Below are 16,691 nucleotides of genomic sequence, written 5' to 3'. Positions count from 1 at the left end.
GTATCGCTGGTGCAGGCGGTCCGGCCCCACGACGAGGTGGAAGACGAGGAACCCCCGATGAAGCGCACACCGGCGTCACTGGTCCTGATCACGATCGCGGGCCTGCTCGGGGTGATCGGCCTGGCCTCACCCGCGGCCGCGACCGCCGCGACGCACCGGCCCCCCGCCACCCGGCCCGTCGACCCCATCGCGCACGACCCGACGATGGTCAAGGAGAAGGGCTGGTACTACGTCGCCATCACCGGCGACGCGGCGTTCGACAACACGTACCTGCCGCTCAAGCGGTCGCGGGACCTGGTCCACTGGGAGGAGCTCGGCCCGGCGATCACGGAGCTGCCCGCCTGGGTGCTCGAGTCGCTGGGCGTGACCCCGCAGAACGCGCCGCGCGACGCCTGGGCCCCGGACCTCTCCTGGTCCGGCACCGAGTGGCGCCTCTACTACGCCGCTTCCCAGTTCGGCACCAACAACTCCGTGATCGGGCTGCTGACCTCCCCGACCCTGGCGAACGCGCAGTGGGAGGACCAAGGGCTGGTCGTGCGCTCGCAGCCGGGCGTGGACACGTTCAACGCGATCGACCCGAACATCGTCACGGACGCCGACGGGGGGACGTGGCTCTCCTGGGGCTCGTTCTTCTCCGGCATCCACGTGGTGCCGGTCGACGACGCGACCGGCAAGCCGGTCGCCGGCGCGCAGCCGGTGCGGATCGCGCAGCGCCAGTTCGCGCCGAACGCCGAGGAGAACCCGACGTTCGCGTGGCACGACGGCTACTACTACCTGTTCCTGTCCTGGGACTACTGCTGCCGCAGCGTGGAGAGCGACTACCGGACGGTCGTCGGCCGCTCCCCCGACCTCACGGGACCGTACGTGGACGCGGACGGCGTCCCGCTGCTGGACGACAAGGGCGGCACGGAGGTCCTGCGCGGCTACAACGAGTTCGTCGGCGCGGGCGGCGGTGACCTGCTGATGGACAAGAAGGGCCGCACCGGGTACTTCGTGAACCACTACTACGACGCGACCGACGGCGGGGCGCCGCGTCTGAACGTGCGCACCCTGACGTGGGGACGCGACGGCTGGCCGGTGATCAGCGACCCGATCAACCCGAGCCGCTCGATCGGCCACGGCGACGCCTTCGTGCAGATCGTGCCGAGGGGCGGCACCGCCGTCGTGGACAACGCCGGCTGCGGCTACGAGGGTGCGGACATCGCGCTGTGGGACGACCTCGACAACGCCTGCCAGCAGTGGCAGCTGTCCGACCGCGGCAACGGCACCCGGATCCTCAACCGGTACAGCAACAACGTGGCCGAGGTGGCTGCCTGCAGCAACGTCGACGGCGGCGACGTCGCACAGTGGGGCTGGCTCGGGTTCCTGGCGAACAACGACTGCCAGCGGTGGACCTTCGCCGCCCCCGGCGACGGCTGGACGACGATCGCGAGCATCCTGCCGGGCAACCGGGCGTGGACCGTCCAGGGTGCCCCGGCGGCGGGCTCCGACGTGCTCATCAGCTCCCCGACGGGCGGCACCGAGCAGCAGTTCCGCGTGGAGCCCGTGGGCGACGTGCTGCTGGCCAGCCCGACGGACCCGCACCGGACCCTGACCGCGGCGCGGTGCCAGTCGCGGTCCGGTCACCGTGCGGGCACGGTCGGCTTCCAGCCTCGCGACGAGCGGGCGTGCCAGACCTGGCGCTTCGAGCCGGTGGCCGGAACGGCGGCGTACACCGTGCTCTCCGTCGGCGCCGATGCACGCCGCGGCGCGGTCGCCTGCCTCGGCGCCGACCTCACGCTCGTGCGGGCAGGCCGCCACCAGGAGTGCGGTGCCTGGACGCTCGTCCCGACCGACGACGGCACGTGGGCGCTGAGCAGCGACCGGACGACGCAGGCGGTGAGGCTGCTGCTCCCCTGACCTCGACCGCGGGCGGGCGGCGGTCGGATACTGGCCGAGCCCCAGTGTCCCGAGCCGCAGTGTCCCGAGCCGCAGAGTCGCCGCCGACAGGAGCCCTGATGACGAACCCAGCCACGCACACGCTCGACGTGCCGGGAGCAACCCTGACCTACGACGTCCGCGGACCGGTCCCGGCGGCGGACGGCAGCCCGCCGCTGCTGCTCATCGGACAGCCGATGGGCGCGTCCGGGTTCGGCACGCTGGCGTCACACTTCCCCGACCGGACGGTGGTCACCTACGACCCGCGCGGTCTGGGGCGCAGCACGCGCAGCGACGGCGAGGCGACCCACACCCCCGAGCGGCAGGCCGAGGACCTGCACCTGCTCATCGCCGAGCTCGGCGGGCAGGTCGACCTGTTCGGCAGCAGCGGTGGCGCCGTGACGGGGCTGCACCTGGTCGCCACCCACCCGGAGGACGTCCGCACGTTCGTCGCGCACGAGCCGCCCCTGCTGACGGTGCTGCCCGACGCCGATGCGGCGTTCGCCGCGGAGCAGCGGGTCCAGGAGGCCTACGACCAGCGCGGGTGGGGCGCGGGGATGGCGGCCTTCATCGCCCTGACGTCGGTCCAGGGCGAGTTCCCCGACGACTTCGGCCGTGAGCTCCCCGACCCGGCGGTCTTCGGCCTGCCGACGCAGGACGACGGCACCCGCACCGACCCGCTGCTGTCCGGCGTCTCCAACGCCGTCACCGCCTACCGCCCCGACATCGACGCGCTCAGGGCGGCGTCGACCCGCGTGCTCATCGCCGCCGGCATCGAGAGCAAGGACACCATGACGTGGCGGTCGTCGGCGGCGCTAGCCGAGCTGCTCGGTCAGGAGCTGACCGTCTTCCCCAGCAACCACGGCGGGTTCCTCGGCGACGAGTACGGCCAGCCGGGCCAGCCGGTGGAGTTCGCCGCCCGGCTGCACGAGGTGCTGTAGGCGTCGCGCGGCCGCCGCAGCGGCCGCGCGACGGCGTCGTCAGCGGGTGGAGCGCCCCATGTGGCGGGCTGCCCGCAGCCCGAACACGACCGCGGGTCCGATCGTCGACCCAGGACCGGGGTAGGTCCGGCCCATCACGGAGGCCGAGACGTTGCCGGCCGCGTACAGGCCCTCGATGACCGAGCCGTCCTCGCGCAGCACGCGGGCGTCCGCGTCCGTGACGACGCCACCCTTGGTGCCCAGGTCGCCGAGGACGATCTTGAACGCGGTGAACGGACCCTTCTCGATCGGACCGAGGTTCGGGTTCGGGTGCACCATCGGGTCGCCGTAGTAGCGGTCGTACGCCGAGTTGCCGCGGCCGAAGTCCGCGTCGACACCCGAGCGTGCGAAGCCGTTGAACCGCTCGATCGTCGCCTTCAGGCGGGACGTCTCGATCCCCATGCCGCGCGCGAGCTCCGGCAGGGTCGACGCCTTCACCAGGATGCCGGCCTCCACCATGGCCTTGTTGGCGCGCGGGTCCATGGCGTAGGTGCGCAGGTAACGGTGCGCGTGGCGGGCGTCGGCGAGCAGCCAGTACGTGCCGTCCTTGTCGTGCTCGAGCATGTGGTGGCCGAGGTCGACGTAGGACTCGGACTCGTTGGCGATCCGGTCGCCCTCGGAGTCGACGATGATCGAGTGCGGCATCGAGCGCTCGCTGACCAGGAAGCCGGCGCCCGCGCCGGGCAGCGGCTCCACGGAGGCGCCCCACCAGGCGTCGTCCATGAGCTCGAACGCCGCGCCGATGTCCTCGGTCATCTCGATGGTCTCGCCGACGTTGCCCGGGTTGCCCGACGGGTTGCCGTCGACGCCCTGGTACTTCTGGCGCAGCACGGTGTTGTGGTCGAAGCCGCCGGCCGCGAGCACGACACCGCGGGTCGCGGTGATCGTGACGGGCTTGCCGTCGCGCACCGTCTGCACGCCGGTGACTCGGCCGTCGGTGACGACGAGGCCCCGGAGCGGCGAGCTCAGCCAGAGCTCGGTGCGCTGCTTCTGGACCACGATGTCGAGGAACGAGCAGGCCAGCGCAGCACCGGTGCCGACGCGGCGCTTGCCCTGGACGGCACCGCCGAGCGTGCGGAACACGAAGCTCGCGCCGCGCACGAAGCCGGCCGGCGTCGACCAGGCACGCGCCAGCAGCCAGACGTCGTCGGTCTTCAACGGCAGCGGCATCAGCGCCCGGGTGGTCTTCCACCACGAGCCGATCTTCTTGGAGTCGAACGGGTCGACCTCGATCGCGCGCCCGATCTTGCCCCCGGGCAGCTCCGGGTAGTAGTCGGGGTAGTCCGTCGAGCGGACGAAGCTCATGCCGTACTTCTCCGCCGTCGTGACGAAGTCCTCGATCCCGTCGACGAACGCCTCCTTGCGCTCCCGCGACGTGGCGCGGTAGTCGTCGCCGACGGTGGCCTCCAGGTAGGCGAGGGCCTCCTCGCGCGAGTCGCCGATCCCGTCCCGCTGCATGAGCGGGCTGTTGGGCAGCCACATGCCGCCGCCCGACATGGCGGTGCTGCCGCCCCACTTGTCGGTGGACTCCAGCATGAGGACGCGCAGGCCCTCGTCGGCCGCGCCCATGGCTGCGGCGAAGCCGGCACCACCGGTCCCGACGACCACGACGTCGTAGCTGAGCTCGGACATGGACTCTCCCTCGGCTTAACCGGACAGCCTTGTCCGGATGTCTAGGATGAAAGAATGCCCAAAGTGCCGCGCAGAAGCAACCGAGGTCCGGCCGCTGCACCGGAGAACCGCCGGGCGCTCATCGACGCGGCCCGGCGCGTGTTCGCCCAGCGCGGCTACCTCGCGCCGCTCAGCGCCATCGCGCAGGAGGCCGGCGTCGGGCAGGGCGTTCTGTACCGGCACTTCCCGACGCGGCTCGACCTGGCCCTGGCGGTGTTCGAGCAGCACTTCGCGGAGCTCGAGGCCATCGCCGCCGAGCCCGACGCCGGCGCCTTCGGGCGGCTCTGGTCGCGCCTGCTGGAGCTCACCGTCGAGGAGTCCGCGTTCGTCGAGATGTTCCTGGCCACCCGCCGGGACCTCGCCCAGACGGACCTCGCCGACCGGCTGCCCGCGCTCATCCAGGCGACCCTGCCGCGCGCCCAGGCCGCCGGACTCGTGCCGGACAGCCTGACGGCGAGCGACGTGCTGCTGGTCCAGCGCATGGTCTACGGCGTCGTCGCGACCTCCATCTCCGACGACGAGGTCCGCGACGCGGTCACCCGGGCGCTCGGCCTGCTCGGCGGGGTGCTGGAGGGCTGAGGCCCGCCGGGTGGACGATGGACCCTCCACCGGACGAAGGAGTCGAGATGTCGCACGGCGAGCGGGACCCAGGGTTCGACCTCCAGAGACTGATCAGGCTCGTCACGGTGGCGCTGGCGGTCGCCGCCGTCGTCAAGGAGCTGCGCACCCCGGCCGACGAGCGCGAGTGGCACGGCCGCGTGGGGTTCGTGCCCTACGATTTCCGGGTGCCGACGTTCGCCCGTCTCAAGCAGCGGATGTGGGACCCGCAGGGCGCGCACGTGATCAACCCCCGGGCGTTCGGCGTCGGCTGGACGCTCAACGCCGGGCGGGTGGTCCAGCTCGTCCGGCAGCGGGTCAGCGCCGGCTGACCCTCGGACGCGTGGCTCGCCCAGCGGCGGCGACCTGTACTGTCGCCGACTCGCTGACCAGCATCGACGCGCCCTGATCGACGTCGCCGGTCGGCGGCAGCTCCCTCCCGCCGACCGGAAGACACCGATGCCCACCCTGATCCGCCGCCATCCGCTGACGGCGTTCTTCGTCCTCGCCTACGTCGGCTCCTGGGTCGCGTGGAGCCCGTGGTGGCTCTCCCGGAGCGGGCTCGGCCTCCTGCCGTTCGACCTGCCGTTCTCCGCGGTCGCCGGCATCAACCAGCTGGGGATGTTCGCCGGGCCCTTCGCCGCCGGCCTGCTGGTCACCCGCATCACCGAGGGCAGCGACGGGCTCAACCGGCTCCTGCGTCGCATGCTGCAGTGGCGCGCCCACCCGGCCTGGTACGTCCTCGCCCTCGTCGCCGTCCCGCTCGCGGTCGGCATCTGGTACCTGCTGGCACCCGGGACGTCCGTGGTGCTCGAGGGCGGCGCGGTCGGGGTGCTGGCGGTGCTGACCACCACCTACCTCACGTACCTGCTCGGCGGCCCGATCCAGGAGGAGCCCGGGTGGCGCGGCTTCGCCCTCCCCCGGCTGCAGGACCGGCTGCACCCCCTGACCGCGGCGCTCGTCCTCGGGGTCATCCACTGCTTCTGGCACGCACCGCTGTTCCTCACCGACGAGTGGGACACCGCGCGGCAGGACCCCAGCCAGTTCCCGGCCTACCTCGTGCTCGTGGTCAGCCTGTCGTTCGTGCTCTCCTGGCTGGCCAACGGCTCCCGCGGCTCCCTGCTGCTCGTGATCCTGGCCCACAACGGCGTCAATTGGGCGCTGTTCGCCGCCGGGACCCTCACCGGCGAGCCGGTCGAGAACAACTGGCCGGCCGCCCTCGGGCTCGCCGGGCTGGCGATCATCGCGATCGCGGCCACCCGCGGACGACTCGGCGTCGCCGAGGATCGACGAGCCGACGCCGAGTCGCCCGCGCGGGTGTAGCGGTCGCGCGCGTCCGGTCAGCGCCGGCCGCGCATCGCCTCCAGCACGACGTCGAACACGGCGGTGTTGTCCTGCACCCGCGCCAGGCGCTCGGCCGCCGGACCATCCGCCGTCAACGGTGTCGCGGCGCCCGTGTGCCCGCCGGTCGTCCAGTCGACGACGAACTCCAGGTCGCTGTTCGCGATCGGGAACGGCCCGTCCTCCAGGCTCCGGGAGACCGCAGGGTCGGTGCTCGCGGGGTCACCGGACTCGTCGGCCGGGTCGACGTTCTCGATCGCGAGCCCGCCGGTCTCGTGGTCGCCGACGACGAGCACCAGCGTGCCGGGGTGCCTGGCGGCGAACTCCCGGACCACGGCCACGGTGGCGTCCAGCGCCTGGCCCGCCTGGATGGTCCGCGCCGCGTTGTTGTTGTGCGCGAACTCGTCGATCGCCTCCTCCTCGACCATGAGGAAGAAGCCGTGACGGTCGTCGTCGAGGATGTCGAGCGCCTTGGTGGTCATCGTGGTGAGCGGCACCACCGGGGCGTACTCGTCACCCTCCCCCTCCGGGAACTGCTCGAACATCTCCTCGTTGGCGAACAGGCCGAGCACGCGGTCCGACCGGGTCGCTGCGAGCTCGTCGGGGGTGCTGACGTAGTCGTACCCGACGCCCTCCGCCAGCTCGACGAGGTTGCCGATGGTGCTCCGGCTCTCCTCGGGGCGCGGGTCCGCGGGGTCGTCGGGGTAGGCGCCCGGGTCACCCACCGGGTACCACCAGTCCTCGCCGCCGCCGAGGATGACGTCCGGCATGCTGGACTGGATGAACTGCCGGGCGATCTCGCTCTGGTCGGCCCGGTCCGGGACGTGCGCGCCGAAGGCGGCGGGCGTTGCGTCGGTGACCTGCGCGGTCGAGACCAACCCGGTCGCCTTGCGCAGGTCCTTCGCGTGCTCGAGCAGCGTCTTGACCGGGTTGCCGTCGACGTCGACCGAGACCGCCCCGTTGTACGTCAGGACGCCCGTGGCGAACGCGGTGGCGCCCGCCGCGGAGTCGGTGACCGCGTCGTCGGGGTCGAGCGAGTCGGTGTGGGTCCAGCCCGCGTACCGCAACGAGTCCATCGCCAGCTCGCCGTCCTTGCCCACCGTGGCCAGCCGGGTGGCCTCGCGCGCCGCGATGCTCAGGCCGTCGCCGACCATGAGGATCACGTTCTTCGCGACCGCCCGGTCCTGACCGCGTCCCCGGTCGCGCTCGTCCCGGTCACCACCACCGCCCGCGATCCCGCTGGTCGCCAGGCCCGCCGCGAGCAGCGCAGCACTGCTCGCTCCTATCCATGTGCGTCGTGAGCTGAGCATCGTGTGCCATCCCTCGGTCGAACGTCGTTGTTCACCTTGGATCCGGCCGGTTCTCGACCGTGCCGTCCATCGTTCGACCGTTCGGGCGGACGTGCAAGACCCCCTATGCCGAGAACACCTGGCCGTTGCCCGGGAAGCCCGCGAGCGCGGTCGGCTTCGGCTCGCCGGTGCCCCACCGCTCGTCCGTGTCGGCCGGGTCGATGTCCAGGTCGGGCCAGTGCATCGGGATGCCCGCAGCCGCCGACGGCCGGCCGCGGTCCATGAGCTGCACGTGCAGGTGCGGCTCGGAGGTGTTCCCGGTGTTCCCCACGGCCGCGAGCTGCTGCCCGGCGACCACACGGTCCCCGGTCGCGACGGCCAGCGAGCCCCGGCGCAGGTGGGCGTAGGCCGCGAACGTGCCGTCGTCGTGCTGCACGATCACGTGGTTGCCCACGATCCAGCCCACACCGCCGACCTCGCGGACGAGCCCCTCGAACGTCATCATCCAGATGATCGTCGGCCAGGTGTCCCGGGCGCGGTGGTCGCGCCGCCGGTCGCTTGCCGCCACCACCGTCCCGTCGGCCATGGCGAAGACCGGCGCACCGAACGACCGGTACGACTCCGGCGCCCGGGTGCGCAGGGACCACCCGATCTTCGCCGGGGCGTCCTCGGCGGGCTGCAGCAGGTCGACCGCGTAGGCCTGCCCGTACGCCTTGACCCCGTGGCTCGGCACGGCCGAGCCGGGGCTGTTCAGGGCCACCCAGCGCCCCCGGACAGGCGGAGCCAGCTCGACCGGCGGGCGCTCCGAGCGCGGGGGGCGCACGAGGAACAGCACCATCGTCGCCACGTACACCAGCAGGCCCCACGGCTGAGGGACGTCCAGGACCAGGCCGGCAAGGACGGACAGCACGAACAGCCGCACCCACCAGGTCTGCCACGTCGCGATCGCGCGCTTCATCGTCGGGCTCCTAATACGTTGACGAGCAGGGGGACGACGCGCCCGACGGGCACCTCGTAGCGGCCGCCACCGACCGCGCGCAGCCAGCCGGCCGCGACCAGCTGACGCAGGTGGTGGTACACCTGCCCGGTCGTGCCGACGCCCTCGGTATCCATCAGGTCGTGCGCGGTGCTCGCCCCGGCAAGTACCCGCCCGAGCAGCCGCAGCCGCACGGGGTGCCCGAGCGCGGCGAGCACGTCCGCGTAGTCGGCCCAGTCACCGGCCAGGAGGTCCTCGGTTCCCGCGGCCTCCTGCCAGTGCGCGGTCCGGCCGTCGGGCAGCGTCACGGCACCGGTGAGCAGGACCGCGCCGGGCTCGCTCACGCGCTCCTTCAGGCCTTCGAGCGCCCAGAAGACGTCGGGGTCGAGGGCTCCCGGTGCGGGCGGGTTGCGTTGCAGCCGTTGCTCCAGGTCGGCGACGCGCTGCTCGAGCGCGGCCAGTCGGTCGTCGTCGGTCATGACATGGACTATAACGGAATTACGTACTCACGTCGCCGTACGTGGTTGTACGCACGGTTCTGCGCAGGATCGCGAATGCCGTCCCGTGGATCCCCCGCCCTAGCGTCGAGACGGAAGCAGTGAGAACCGGCCTAGGAGGAGTCATGGCAGGCAGGTACCGCGTCACGGTCAACGGGTGGTGGTGCAGAGCGCAGTCCAAGGACGACGCCCTGCAAGGGGATGGCAAGGGCGACGAGGTCTTCATCTCCGTCAACACGAAGACCTTCGACAAGGACGGGACGCTGGTCGGGATCGGTCTCGACAGCGACAGCGAGGTCATGGGTGACACGTGGCGGCTGCCGAACCGCGTGAAGGCCGGCCAGGCCGACGGGCCCAACGGGATGGGCGGGATCCTCTCGGGCGACCGGTTCCCCGCGACGCTCGAGCCGTGGAACACACAGGGCCGGCTCAACTCGAGCCGGGTCCCGCCCTACGTCATCTGGGAGGGAGACGTCACCGACGACCGTGCGACCTTCCTGACGCCGACGATCTGGGAGTGGGACCCGGGCAACGCCACGTACGACGCGTTCATCGACTGGCTTCTGAAGACCGACAACACCTACGGCCAGCGCGCCAAGGAGATCTTCGGTGGGATCTGGCCGGTTGCCAAACCAGTCTTCGACGCCGTGTCTCTCGGGATCCAGACCGTCGGGTCGCTCAGCGGGATCTGGACGCTGTTCGGCACCGCGGCCAGCCGCCCGATCGGCATCAAGAGGGATCCGGCCAACGCCGACAACGACGCCTACACGTTCAACGCCCAGACGATCGCGCTGACGTCGGACACGGCCGAGCTCCTCTCGTCCTGGAACCAGAACGGCCTGGGCCAGGGGATCATGGAGCTGAAGTACGCGGATGACCCCTATCTCAAGGGCGTCTACTCGATCTTCGTGCAGGTGCAGAAGATCGGTGGTGTGGGGGTGCCGGACGTCAAGCTGCAGCCCGGCTGGCGCTGGTGCAGCGCGTGCCAGGGGCTCTTCTTCGGCGAGCTCCAGGCCGACTCCGCATGCCCCGCCGGTGGTCCCCACACCCCGCAGTCCACCAGCCATTCCGGCATGTACTCGATCCCGCTCTACGCCGAGCCGAGCGAACAGCGTCAGGAGGGCTGGGCGTGGTGCAACAAGTGCCAGGGACTGTTCTGGGGGAACGCCGTCGCGCAGTCGTCGTGCCCGGAGGGCGGGACGCACACGCACCCGGACCTGTCCGGGTCGGGCAGGTACAGCCTCTTCCACAACGCGACGGGGAGCCCGGCGCGCCAGGACGACTGGCGGTGGTGCTCCGCCTGCCAGGGGCTGTTCTTCAACGGGGGAAACTCCCAGCAGGGCTCGGTGTGCCCTGCGGGCGGCCCGCACCGGCCTGTGGAAGCCACGCGCAGCGGGAACTACAGCCTGCCGCACCGGCCGGCGGCCTGACCGGGTCGTCGCTCCGAGTGAGTCATCGGCTCGCTCGGAGCGACTCCGGCGCTCCGATCGCGCCCACGATCCGCGCTCGACGCACGGCCGACACGCGCTCTCGAACACCGAGCTTGCGATAGGCGTTCTCCAGGTGCTTCTCGACGGTGCGTGGAGACACCCGTAGCCGACGAGCGATCGCCTGCGACGTGAGCCCGCGTGCGCACAGGTCGAGAACGGCGCACTCCCGCGGCGTCAGTGCGACACCGTCGCCGACCGACGTCGACCCAGGAGCGTCCCACGGGAGATCCTCCGTCGCGGCGAGCAGTCGGTCCCGCCACTGCTGGACGACACGGGCATGCGCGACGATCGCCGAGAGCAGTCGTTGGACGGAGACGGCATCGTCGACCTCCTCGACGGTGAACGGGTCACGCGCGCGGCACGCACCGCACACGTGCAGACCCCGGCCGTCCGGCGGCACGGGTATCCACAGGTGCTGGTCGATGCCGTGCGCAGTGAGTTCTCCGACGTAGGCCCGCTCCGCGTCCGTGGCCGGACCCGGCACCTGGTCGATGGCGAGAACAGACGTCGAGCGCGTACGCGCGTAGTGGCGTGCCAGCGGGTGCAGGTTGGACGCGCGCGACGCGACGTCGGACAGGTCGAACGTGATCGTCGGCTTGTACGCCGCCACGACCCCCGGCACCTGCGGGGCCCACACGAAGTCGCCTGCGACGGGCGTGTGCAGCTGGTCGGCGAGAAGCCGTCCGACGACCGCCCAGTCGATGACCGGACTGACGTCTCGCAGGCAGTCGCTAGCCAGGTCGAGCCACCCGTCCCTGTCCGTCCGTCGCACCGACTCCCCCTGGGTACGCGCCGGGCCGTCGCCGGGACTGACCCCGTACGCATCGTCCGCCGCCGCCTCAGGCCGGTCAACGACTGCTGTCACCCGCTCGGCGCCGGGGGCCTCCTGCGCGTACTTCAGCATCGGCCCGTCGACCAGCTCCCCCCACCGGAACACGCCGTGCTGCCCGACGGCGGCGGCGAGAACCCCGCGCGCCGCCCACCGCACCTGCTCGTGGGCTTCTGGAGCTGACGGGTCACGCGAACCGGACGGCGATCCCCGGGTAGTCGACCACCAGCCCGGCGTCGTCGTACGTCAGCACGGCCTCGAAGCCACCCTCCGACGTGTACGCGAACCGGTGCTCGTCGAGTCGGCGGTAGGTCTGGTCCAGTCGGCGTACGACGAGGTCGAACGCCTGGACGTAGACGGCCGCGGCGGTGACGGCCCGCCCCACCGGCATCTCCAGCCGGTGCACGGGCAGCGTGTTGGTGCAGGCGGACGCCTCGAGGTCGACGTCGAGCAGACCGTCCAGGTGCGGCGCGGCGACGCCGTCCACGGTCCAGGCGCCCTCCCCGTCCGACTGCAGGTGGGCGCTGCGGACGCCGGCCAAGGTCTCCGACGTGACCATCAGGGAGCGCGTGCGCCACGCGGCGTCCACCGCGATCTCGTAGGTCACTGCGTACGGCCGGCCGCCCTCGACGGCGCAGGTGTGCCCGCGCAGACGGCCCGGCCGGGCGTAGACCACCTCGAACCCGTCGACCGCGTCGACGAACCGCCACGCAGCGAACGGCGGGAGCTCCACCCGGGCATCGTCCGCCGCCGGCCGGGACCGGTCAACGGTGGGCTCCCGCCCGGCGCAGGACCTCCTCGGCGTGCTTGAGCACCGGGCCGTCGACCATCGCCCCCTGCCACCGGAACGCGCCGTGCTGCCCGACGGCGGCGGCGAGCACCGCGCGGGCCCGCTCGACCTCCGCCTCGACCGGCCGGTACGCCGCCCGAACCACGGGCACCTGCGACGGGTGGATGCAGGCGGTGGCCACGAACCCGCTGGCCGCGGCGTCGGACGCCTCGGCCGCGAGTCCGTCGAGGTCGCCGATGTCCAGGTGCACGGCGTCGATCGCGACCTTGCCCGCCGCGCCCGCTGCCAGCAGGACCGCGGACCGCGCGTGCACGGCGACGTCCCGGTACGCCCCGGAGGGCCGGCGGCTCGACGTGCCGCCCAGCGACGCCACCAGGTCGTCCGCCCCCCACATGAGCGCGACCACGTTCGGCACGGCGGCGATCGACGCGACGTTCACCACGCCGGACGCCGTCTCCACCAGCGCGATCACCTCGTGGTCCGCGAGCGCGCGGACGTCGGCCGCGGAGCCGGTCTTGGCGAGCATCACCGTGCGGTACGCCGTGTCAGCCAGGGCGCGCAGGTCCTCCGCCAGGTCGGGAGCCGGGTTCACCCGGACGATCGTGCGCTCGGGATCCAGCGGCAGGCTGGCCAACGCGGACCGGGCGTACGCCTTGGCGTCCGCGGCCACCGCGTCCTCGAGGTCGAGGATGACCGAGTCCGCCCGGGCCGCCGCCTTCTCGTACCGGTCGGGCCGGTCCGCCGGGCAGAACAGCAGCGCCGGTCCTCTCACGGCCGGCACCGGAACAGCACCGACCGGGTGGCCGTCGCGACGACGACGTCGTCCTGGTTGCGGCCGGTGTGCTCGAGCGTCACGACGCCCTCACCCGGCCGCGTCGCCGAGAGCCGCTTGTCGACCACCACGGTGTCGCAGTAGAGCGTGTCGCCGTGGAACAGCGGGTGGGGGAAACGGACGTCGGTGAGGCCGAGGTTGGCGACGATCGTGCCCTGCGTGAGCTGCGCTACGGAGCTGCCCACCAGGACGGCCAGGGTCATCATCGAGTTCACCAGCCGCTGCCCGAACGGCTGCTCGGCGGACCAGGCGGCGTCCAGGTGGAGGGCCTGCGGGTTCATGGTCAGCGTCGAGAACAGCACGTTGTCGGCCTCGGTCATGGTGCGTCCGGGGCGGTGCACGTACCGCACGTCCGGCTCGAGCTCCTCGTAGTAGAGCCCGCGCTGCTCGATGTCCCGGGTCACCGAGCGGACCCCGAGAAGCCGAGCTCGCGCGCGATGACCATCAGCTGCACCTCCGTCGTGCCCTCGCCGATCTCCAGGATCTTGGAGTCGCGGTAGTGCCGCGCCACCGGGTTCTCGTTCATCACGCCGTAGCCGCCGAAGATCTGCGTCGCGTCGCGCGCGTTGGACATCGCGGCCTCGCTCGCGATGAGCTTGGCCAGGCTGGCCTCGAGCTTGAACGGCTGCCCGGCCACCAGGCGGTGAGCGGCGTCCAGCCAGGCCAGCCGCGCGGAGTGCGCCCGCGACCCCATCCGGGCGATCGTGAACGCGATGTGCTGGTTCTGGCCGATCGGGTGGCCGAAGACGTTGCGGCTCCGGGCGTACCGCATGGCCTCCTCCAAGCAGCCCAGCGCCGCCCCCGCGCACAGGGCCGCGAACGCGACCCGGCCCTCGTCGAGCGTCTGGATGAACTGCGCGAACCCGCGACCGCGCTCGCCCAGCAGGTTCGCGGCGGGCACACGGACGTCCTCGAACCGCAGCGGGTGGGTGTCGGACGTGTGCCAGCCGACCTTGTCGTACGCGGGCAGGACCGTGAACCCGGGCGTCCCGCTGGGCACCAGGATGGCGGTGAGCTCCTTCTTCACCGACCCGTCGTCGCGGACGCTCTCCCCCGTGACCGCGGTGATCGTCACGAGCTTCGTGATCTTCGAGCCGGAGTTGGTGATGAACTGCTTGGTCCCGTCGATGACCCACTCGTCGCCCTCCAGGCGCGCGGTCGTCTGCGTGCCGCCCGCGTCCGACCCGGCGTCGGCCTCCGTCAGCCCGAAGCCCGCGAGCGCCCGCCCCTGCGCGAGCATGGGGATCCACTCCCGCTTCTGCGCCTCGGTCCCGCTGCGCCAGATCGGCATCGCGCCCAGCCCCACCCCGGCCTCGAGCGTCACCGCGATGGACTGGTCCACCCGTGCCAGCTGCTCCACCGCCAGGCAGAGGTCCACGTAGTCGCGGCCCTGACCGCCGTACTCCGTGGGGAAGGGCAGGCCGAACAGCCCCATCTCGCCCATCTGCGCGATGATCTCGTAGGGCAGCTCGCGCAAGGTGTCGTACTCGTAGGCCGCCGGCGCCACGACGGTGTCCGCGAAGTCGCGCACCTCGTCGCTGAGCTTGCGCTGTTCGGGGGTGAGCTCGTACGTCATGCCGGGGTCCCTTCGTCGGGATGGCCGGTGATGGTGGCCACCACGTGGTCGAGTGCCACCCGGTCGGTCGGTCGGACCGCCAGGGTGACGATGCCGTCGCTGGGCGCGACGACCCGGTGCTCCATCTTCATCGCCTCGATGGTGAGGAGGTGCTGGCCGGCGACCACGTCGTCACCGGTGCGCACGTCCACCGACACGACGATGCCGGGCATCGGAGATCGGACCTGCGGGTCGGCGGGACGCGTGCCGCGGGTCAGCGCCACCAGCTCGTCGGCCAGCCGCTCGACGCGCGAGCGGAAGCGCAGCTCGACGTCGCCGACCCACGTGACGGGGCCGTCCGAGACGAGTCGCAGCGGGTGGACGACGCCGTCCAGGTCGAGCTCGACCTCTGTCGGCCCTCGTCGCACCAGCCGGGCCGCGACGGGCTCGTCACCGCCGACGGTGACCGTCGAGCCCTGCACGGACACCTCGACGTCGCCGACCTCGAAGCGCAGCGGCCGCGCATCGCCCAGGCGCCACCCGTCCGAGCCCCAGGCTCCGTCCCGCCCGGGAACCCGCGACAGCACCGCGGCGATCAGCGGCACGCGGTCCGCGGCGACCGCCGGGGTCAGCCCCCCGAGCAGCCCGGTGTGCAGACGTCCGGCGCGCACCTCCTGGTCGGCGAGCACCTGACGCAGGTAGGCGATGTTCGTGCGCACGCCGAGGAGCGACGTGCGGGCCAGCGCCTGGTCCAGCCGCGCGATCGCGCCGGCGCGGTCGGGCGCCCAGGCGATCACCTTGGCGAGCATCGGGTCGTAGGTGGAGCCGATCTCGAGCCCGGTCCGCAGCGCGCTGTCCACGCGGATCCCCTCACCGGTCGGCTCCTCGAGCACCAGCACCGTGCCGGTGCTCGGCAGGAAGTCGCGCGCCGGGTCCTCGGCGTAGACGCGGGCCTCGATCGCGTGGCCGGTCATCGCGACATCGACCGTCAACGGCTCCCCCGCGGCGATCCGCAGCTGCCACTCGACCAGGTCGAGCCCGGTGACCAGCTCGGTGACGGGGTGCTCCACCTGCAGCCGGGTGTTCATCTCCATGAAGAAGAACTCCGTCGGCGCCTCGTCGGAGACCAGGAACTCCACGGTCCCGGCACCCACGTACCCGACGCTGCGCGCCACCTCGCAGGCGGCCTCGCCGATGCGCGCACGGGTCGCGACGTCGAGCAGCGGTGACGGCGCCTCCTCGATGACCTTCTGGTGCCGCCGCTGCAGCGAGCACTCGCGCTCGCCCAGGTGTCTCACCACGCCGTGCTCGTCGGCCAGCAGCTGCACCTCGATGTGCCGCGGGGCCCTGACCAGGCGTTCGAGCAGCAGGGTGTCGTCGCCGAACGCGGCGGCGGCCACCCGCCGGGCGCCGACGAGCGCGGCGGCGAGCTCGTCGGGACGCTCCACGACGGCCATGCCCTTGCCGCCACCACCCGCCGAGGGCTTGACCAGCAGCGGGTAGCCGACGCGCTCGGCGGCGGCTGCGTCGACGGTCGACGACCCGGGGATCACCGGCACCCCGGCCGCGCTGACGTGCTCCTTGGCGCGGATCTTGTCGCCCATCACCTCCAGCGCCTTGACCCCGGGGCCGACGAACACGACGCCGGCCGCGTCGCACGCCCGCGCCAGGTCGGCGTTCTCGGACAGGAACCCGTAGCCGGGGTGGATCGCGTCGGCCCCGGCCGACCGCGCTGCCGCGAGCACGGCGTCGATCGAGAGGTAGCTGTCGATCCGGCGAGCCTCGTCGGCGCGGGTGACGTGCAGCGCCCCGCGGTCCTCGTCGGTGAACACCGCCACGGCCCGGATCCCGAGCCGGTGCAGCGTCGCGATGACCCGGCACGCGATCTCGCCGCGGTTGGCCACCAGCACGGTCCCGAACATCGCCG

General features: G+C 72.3%; 16 protein-coding genes. 6 read left to right on the top strand and 10 right to left on the bottom strand.

Features of this window, described 5'->3' with window-relative positions:
• Window positions 1–57: 57 nt before the first annotated feature.
• Both KG102_RS05255 and KG102_RS05250 read left to right on the top strand, forming a co-directional pair.
• Entirely contained in the window at window positions 58–1,899 is a 1,842-nt protein-coding gene (locus KG102_RS05255) for a family 43 glycosylhydrolase (protein WP_208289355.1), read from the top strand.
• A gap of 98 nt (window positions 1,900–1,997) precedes the next feature.
• Window positions 1,998–2,858 (top strand): alpha/beta fold hydrolase, encoded by an 861-nt coding sequence (locus KG102_RS05250; RefSeq protein ID WP_208289356.1) that lies wholly within the window; start codon window positions 1,998–2,000, stop codon window positions 2,856–2,858.
• 39 nt (window positions 2,859–2,897) lie between these two features.
• Here the strand turns inward: KG102_RS05250 and KG102_RS05245 are convergent, their stop codons facing one another.
• A complete protein-coding gene (locus KG102_RS05245) occupies window positions 2,898–4,529 on the bottom strand; it encodes an FAD-binding protein (protein ID WP_208289357.1) in 1,632 nt (543 codons plus the stop codon).
• A 54-nt stretch (window positions 4,530–4,583) separates the two neighbouring features.
• Here KG102_RS05245 and KG102_RS05240 point away from each other — a divergent pair, with 54 nt between their 5' ends.
• The 3 genes from KG102_RS05240 (at window position 4,584) to KG102_RS05230 (ending at window position 6,488) form a co-directional block, all read left to right on the top strand.
• Window positions 4,584–5,147, top strand: coding sequence for a TetR/AcrR family transcriptional regulator (locus tag KG102_RS05240; protein WP_208214252.1), 564 nt, complete (start codon window positions 4,584–4,586; stop codon window positions 5,145–5,147).
• Between the two features lie 47 nt (window positions 5,148–5,194).
• Complete coding sequence (locus KG102_RS05235) at window positions 5,195–5,497, top strand: DUF5808 domain-containing protein (protein WP_208214253.1); 303 nt, start codon at window positions 5,195–5,197, stop codon at window positions 5,495–5,497.
• A 127-nt stretch (window positions 5,498–5,624) separates the two neighbouring features.
• Window positions 5,625–6,488 carry a CPBP family intramembrane glutamic endopeptidase gene (locus KG102_RS05230; RefSeq protein WP_208289358.1) on the top strand — a complete coding sequence of 288 codons (864 nt, stop codon included), beginning with the start codon at window positions 5,625–5,627 and terminating at the stop codon, window positions 6,486–6,488.
• A 17-nt stretch (window positions 6,489–6,505) separates the two neighbouring features.
• Here KG102_RS05230 and KG102_RS05225 read toward each other — a convergent pair whose 3' ends face one another.
• From KG102_RS05225 to KG102_RS05215, 3 genes are all read right to left on the bottom strand, one after another.
• Window positions 6,506–7,816: an alkaline phosphatase gene (locus tag KG102_RS05225; protein ID WP_243884285.1), complete on the bottom strand. Its 1,311-nt coding sequence runs from the start codon at window positions 7,814–7,816 to the stop codon at window positions 6,506–6,508.
• Between the two features lie 103 nt (window positions 7,817–7,919).
• Window positions 7,920–8,753, bottom strand: coding sequence for a M23 family metallopeptidase (locus KG102_RS05220; RefSeq protein ID WP_208214255.1), 834 nt, complete (start codon window positions 8,751–8,753; stop codon window positions 7,920–7,922).
• The gene (locus KG102_RS05215) at window positions 8,750–9,250 is read right to left on the bottom strand and encodes an ArsR/SmtB family transcription factor (RefSeq protein ID WP_208289359.1); all 501 of its coding nucleotides are present in this window, start codon (window positions 9,248–9,250) and stop codon (window positions 8,750–8,752) included. Before KG102_RS05215 ends, KG102_RS05220 begins: the two co-directional genes overlap by 4 nt.
• Window positions 9,251–9,393: 143 nt before the next feature.
• Here KG102_RS05215 and KG102_RS05210 point away from each other — a divergent pair, with 143 nt between their 5' ends.
• Complete coding sequence (locus tag KG102_RS05210) at window positions 9,394–10,698, top strand: hypothetical protein (RefSeq protein ID WP_208289360.1); 1,305 nt, start codon at window positions 9,394–9,396, stop codon at window positions 10,696–10,698.
• Window positions 10,699–10,720: 22 nt separating this feature from the next.
• Here the strand turns inward: KG102_RS05210 and KG102_RS05205 are convergent, their stop codons facing one another.
• The 6 genes from KG102_RS05205 to KG102_RS05180 are packed head-to-tail and all read right to left on the bottom strand — an operon-like array spanning window position 10,721 to window position 16,686.
• On the bottom strand, window positions 10,721–11,746 hold the full coding sequence (locus KG102_RS05205; RefSeq protein ID WP_208289361.1) for a helix-turn-helix transcriptional regulator: 1,026 nt from the start codon (window positions 11,744–11,746) through the stop codon (window positions 10,721–10,723).
• A gap of 28 nt (window positions 11,747–11,774) precedes the next feature.
• On the bottom strand, window positions 11,775–12,320 hold the full coding sequence (locus KG102_RS05200; protein ID WP_208289362.1) for a putative glycolipid-binding domain-containing protein: 546 nt from the start codon (window positions 12,318–12,320) through the stop codon (window positions 11,775–11,777).
• A gap of 31 nt (window positions 12,321–12,351) precedes the next feature.
• Window positions 12,352–13,158 carry an HpcH/HpaI aldolase/citrate lyase family protein gene (locus KG102_RS05195; protein ID WP_208289363.1) on the bottom strand — a complete coding sequence of 269 codons (807 nt, stop codon included), beginning with the start codon at window positions 13,156–13,158 and terminating at the stop codon, window positions 12,352–12,354.
• On the bottom strand, window positions 13,146–13,613 hold the full coding sequence (locus KG102_RS05190) for a MaoC family dehydratase (RefSeq protein ID WP_208289364.1): 468 nt from the start codon (window positions 13,611–13,613) through the stop codon (window positions 13,146–13,148). Before KG102_RS05190 ends, KG102_RS05195 begins: the two co-directional genes overlap by 13 nt.
• Complete coding sequence (locus KG102_RS05185; RefSeq protein WP_208289365.1) at window positions 13,610–14,785, bottom strand: acyl-CoA dehydrogenase family protein; 1,176 nt, start codon at window positions 14,783–14,785, stop codon at window positions 13,610–13,612. The genes KG102_RS05190 and KG102_RS05185 overlap by 4 nt, the downstream gene beginning before the upstream one ends.
• Window positions 14,782–16,686, bottom strand: a complete 1,905-nt coding sequence (locus tag KG102_RS05180; RefSeq protein WP_208289366.1) for an acetyl/propionyl/methylcrotonyl-CoA carboxylase subunit alpha — start codon at window positions 16,684–16,686, stop codon at window positions 14,782–14,784. The genes KG102_RS05185 and KG102_RS05180 overlap by 4 nt, the downstream gene beginning before the upstream one ends.
• Window positions 16,687–16,691 lie beyond the last annotated feature (5 nt).

Source organism: Cellulomonas fengjieae, from assembly GCF_018388465.1.
GTDB classification, from domain to species: Bacteria; Actinomycetota; Actinomycetes; order Actinomycetales; family Cellulomonadaceae; genus Cellulomonas; species Cellulomonas fengjieae.
The sequence above is the reverse complement of the archived record's forward strand: the minus strand, read 5'-3'. Positions and strand labels throughout refer to the sequence as shown.

Excerpts from the sequence above, each read along its gene's own strand:
- KG102_RS05185 (WP_208289365.1), bottom strand. The coding sequence starts at position 14,785 with ATGACGTACGAGCTCACCCCCGAACAGCGCAAGCTCAGCGACGAGGTG.
- KG102_RS05225 (WP_243884285.1), bottom strand. The coding sequence starts at position 7,816 with ATGCTCAGCTCACGACGCACATGGATAGGAGCGAGCAGTGCTGCGCTG.
- KG102_RS05215 (WP_208289359.1), bottom strand. The coding sequence starts at position 9,250 with ATGACCGACGACGACCGACTGGCCGCGCTCGAGCAGCGCGTCGCCGAC.
- KG102_RS05230 (WP_208289358.1), top strand. The coding sequence starts at position 5,625 with ATGCCCACCCTGATCCGCCGCCATCCGCTGACGGCGTTCTTCGTCCTC.
- KG102_RS05210 (WP_208289360.1), top strand. The coding sequence starts at position 9,394 with ATGGCAGGCAGGTACCGCGTCACGGTCAACGGGTGGTGGTGCAGAGCG.
- KG102_RS05235 (WP_208214253.1), top strand. The coding sequence starts at position 5,195 with ATGTCGCACGGCGAGCGGGACCCAGGGTTCGACCTCCAGAGACTGATC.
- KG102_RS05255 (WP_208289355.1), top strand. The coding sequence starts at position 58 with ATGAAGCGCACACCGGCGTCACTGGTCCTGATCACGATCGCGGGCCTG.
- KG102_RS05245 (WP_208289357.1), bottom strand. The coding sequence starts at position 4,529 with ATGTCCGAGCTCAGCTACGACGTCGTGGTCGTCGGGACCGGTGGTGCC.
- KG102_RS05240 (WP_208214252.1), top strand. The coding sequence starts at position 4,584 with ATGCCCAAAGTGCCGCGCAGAAGCAACCGAGGTCCGGCCGCTGCACCG.
- KG102_RS05180 (WP_208289366.1), bottom strand. The coding sequence starts at position 16,686 with ATGTTCGGGACCGTGCTGGTGGCCAACCGCGGCGAGATCGCGTGCCGG.
- KG102_RS05250 (WP_208289356.1), top strand. The coding sequence starts at position 1,998 with ATGACGAACCCAGCCACGCACACGCTCGACGTGCCGGGAGCAACCCTG.
- KG102_RS05220 (WP_208214255.1), bottom strand. The coding sequence starts at position 8,753 with ATGAAGCGCGCGATCGCGACGTGGCAGACCTGGTGGGTGCGGCTGTTC.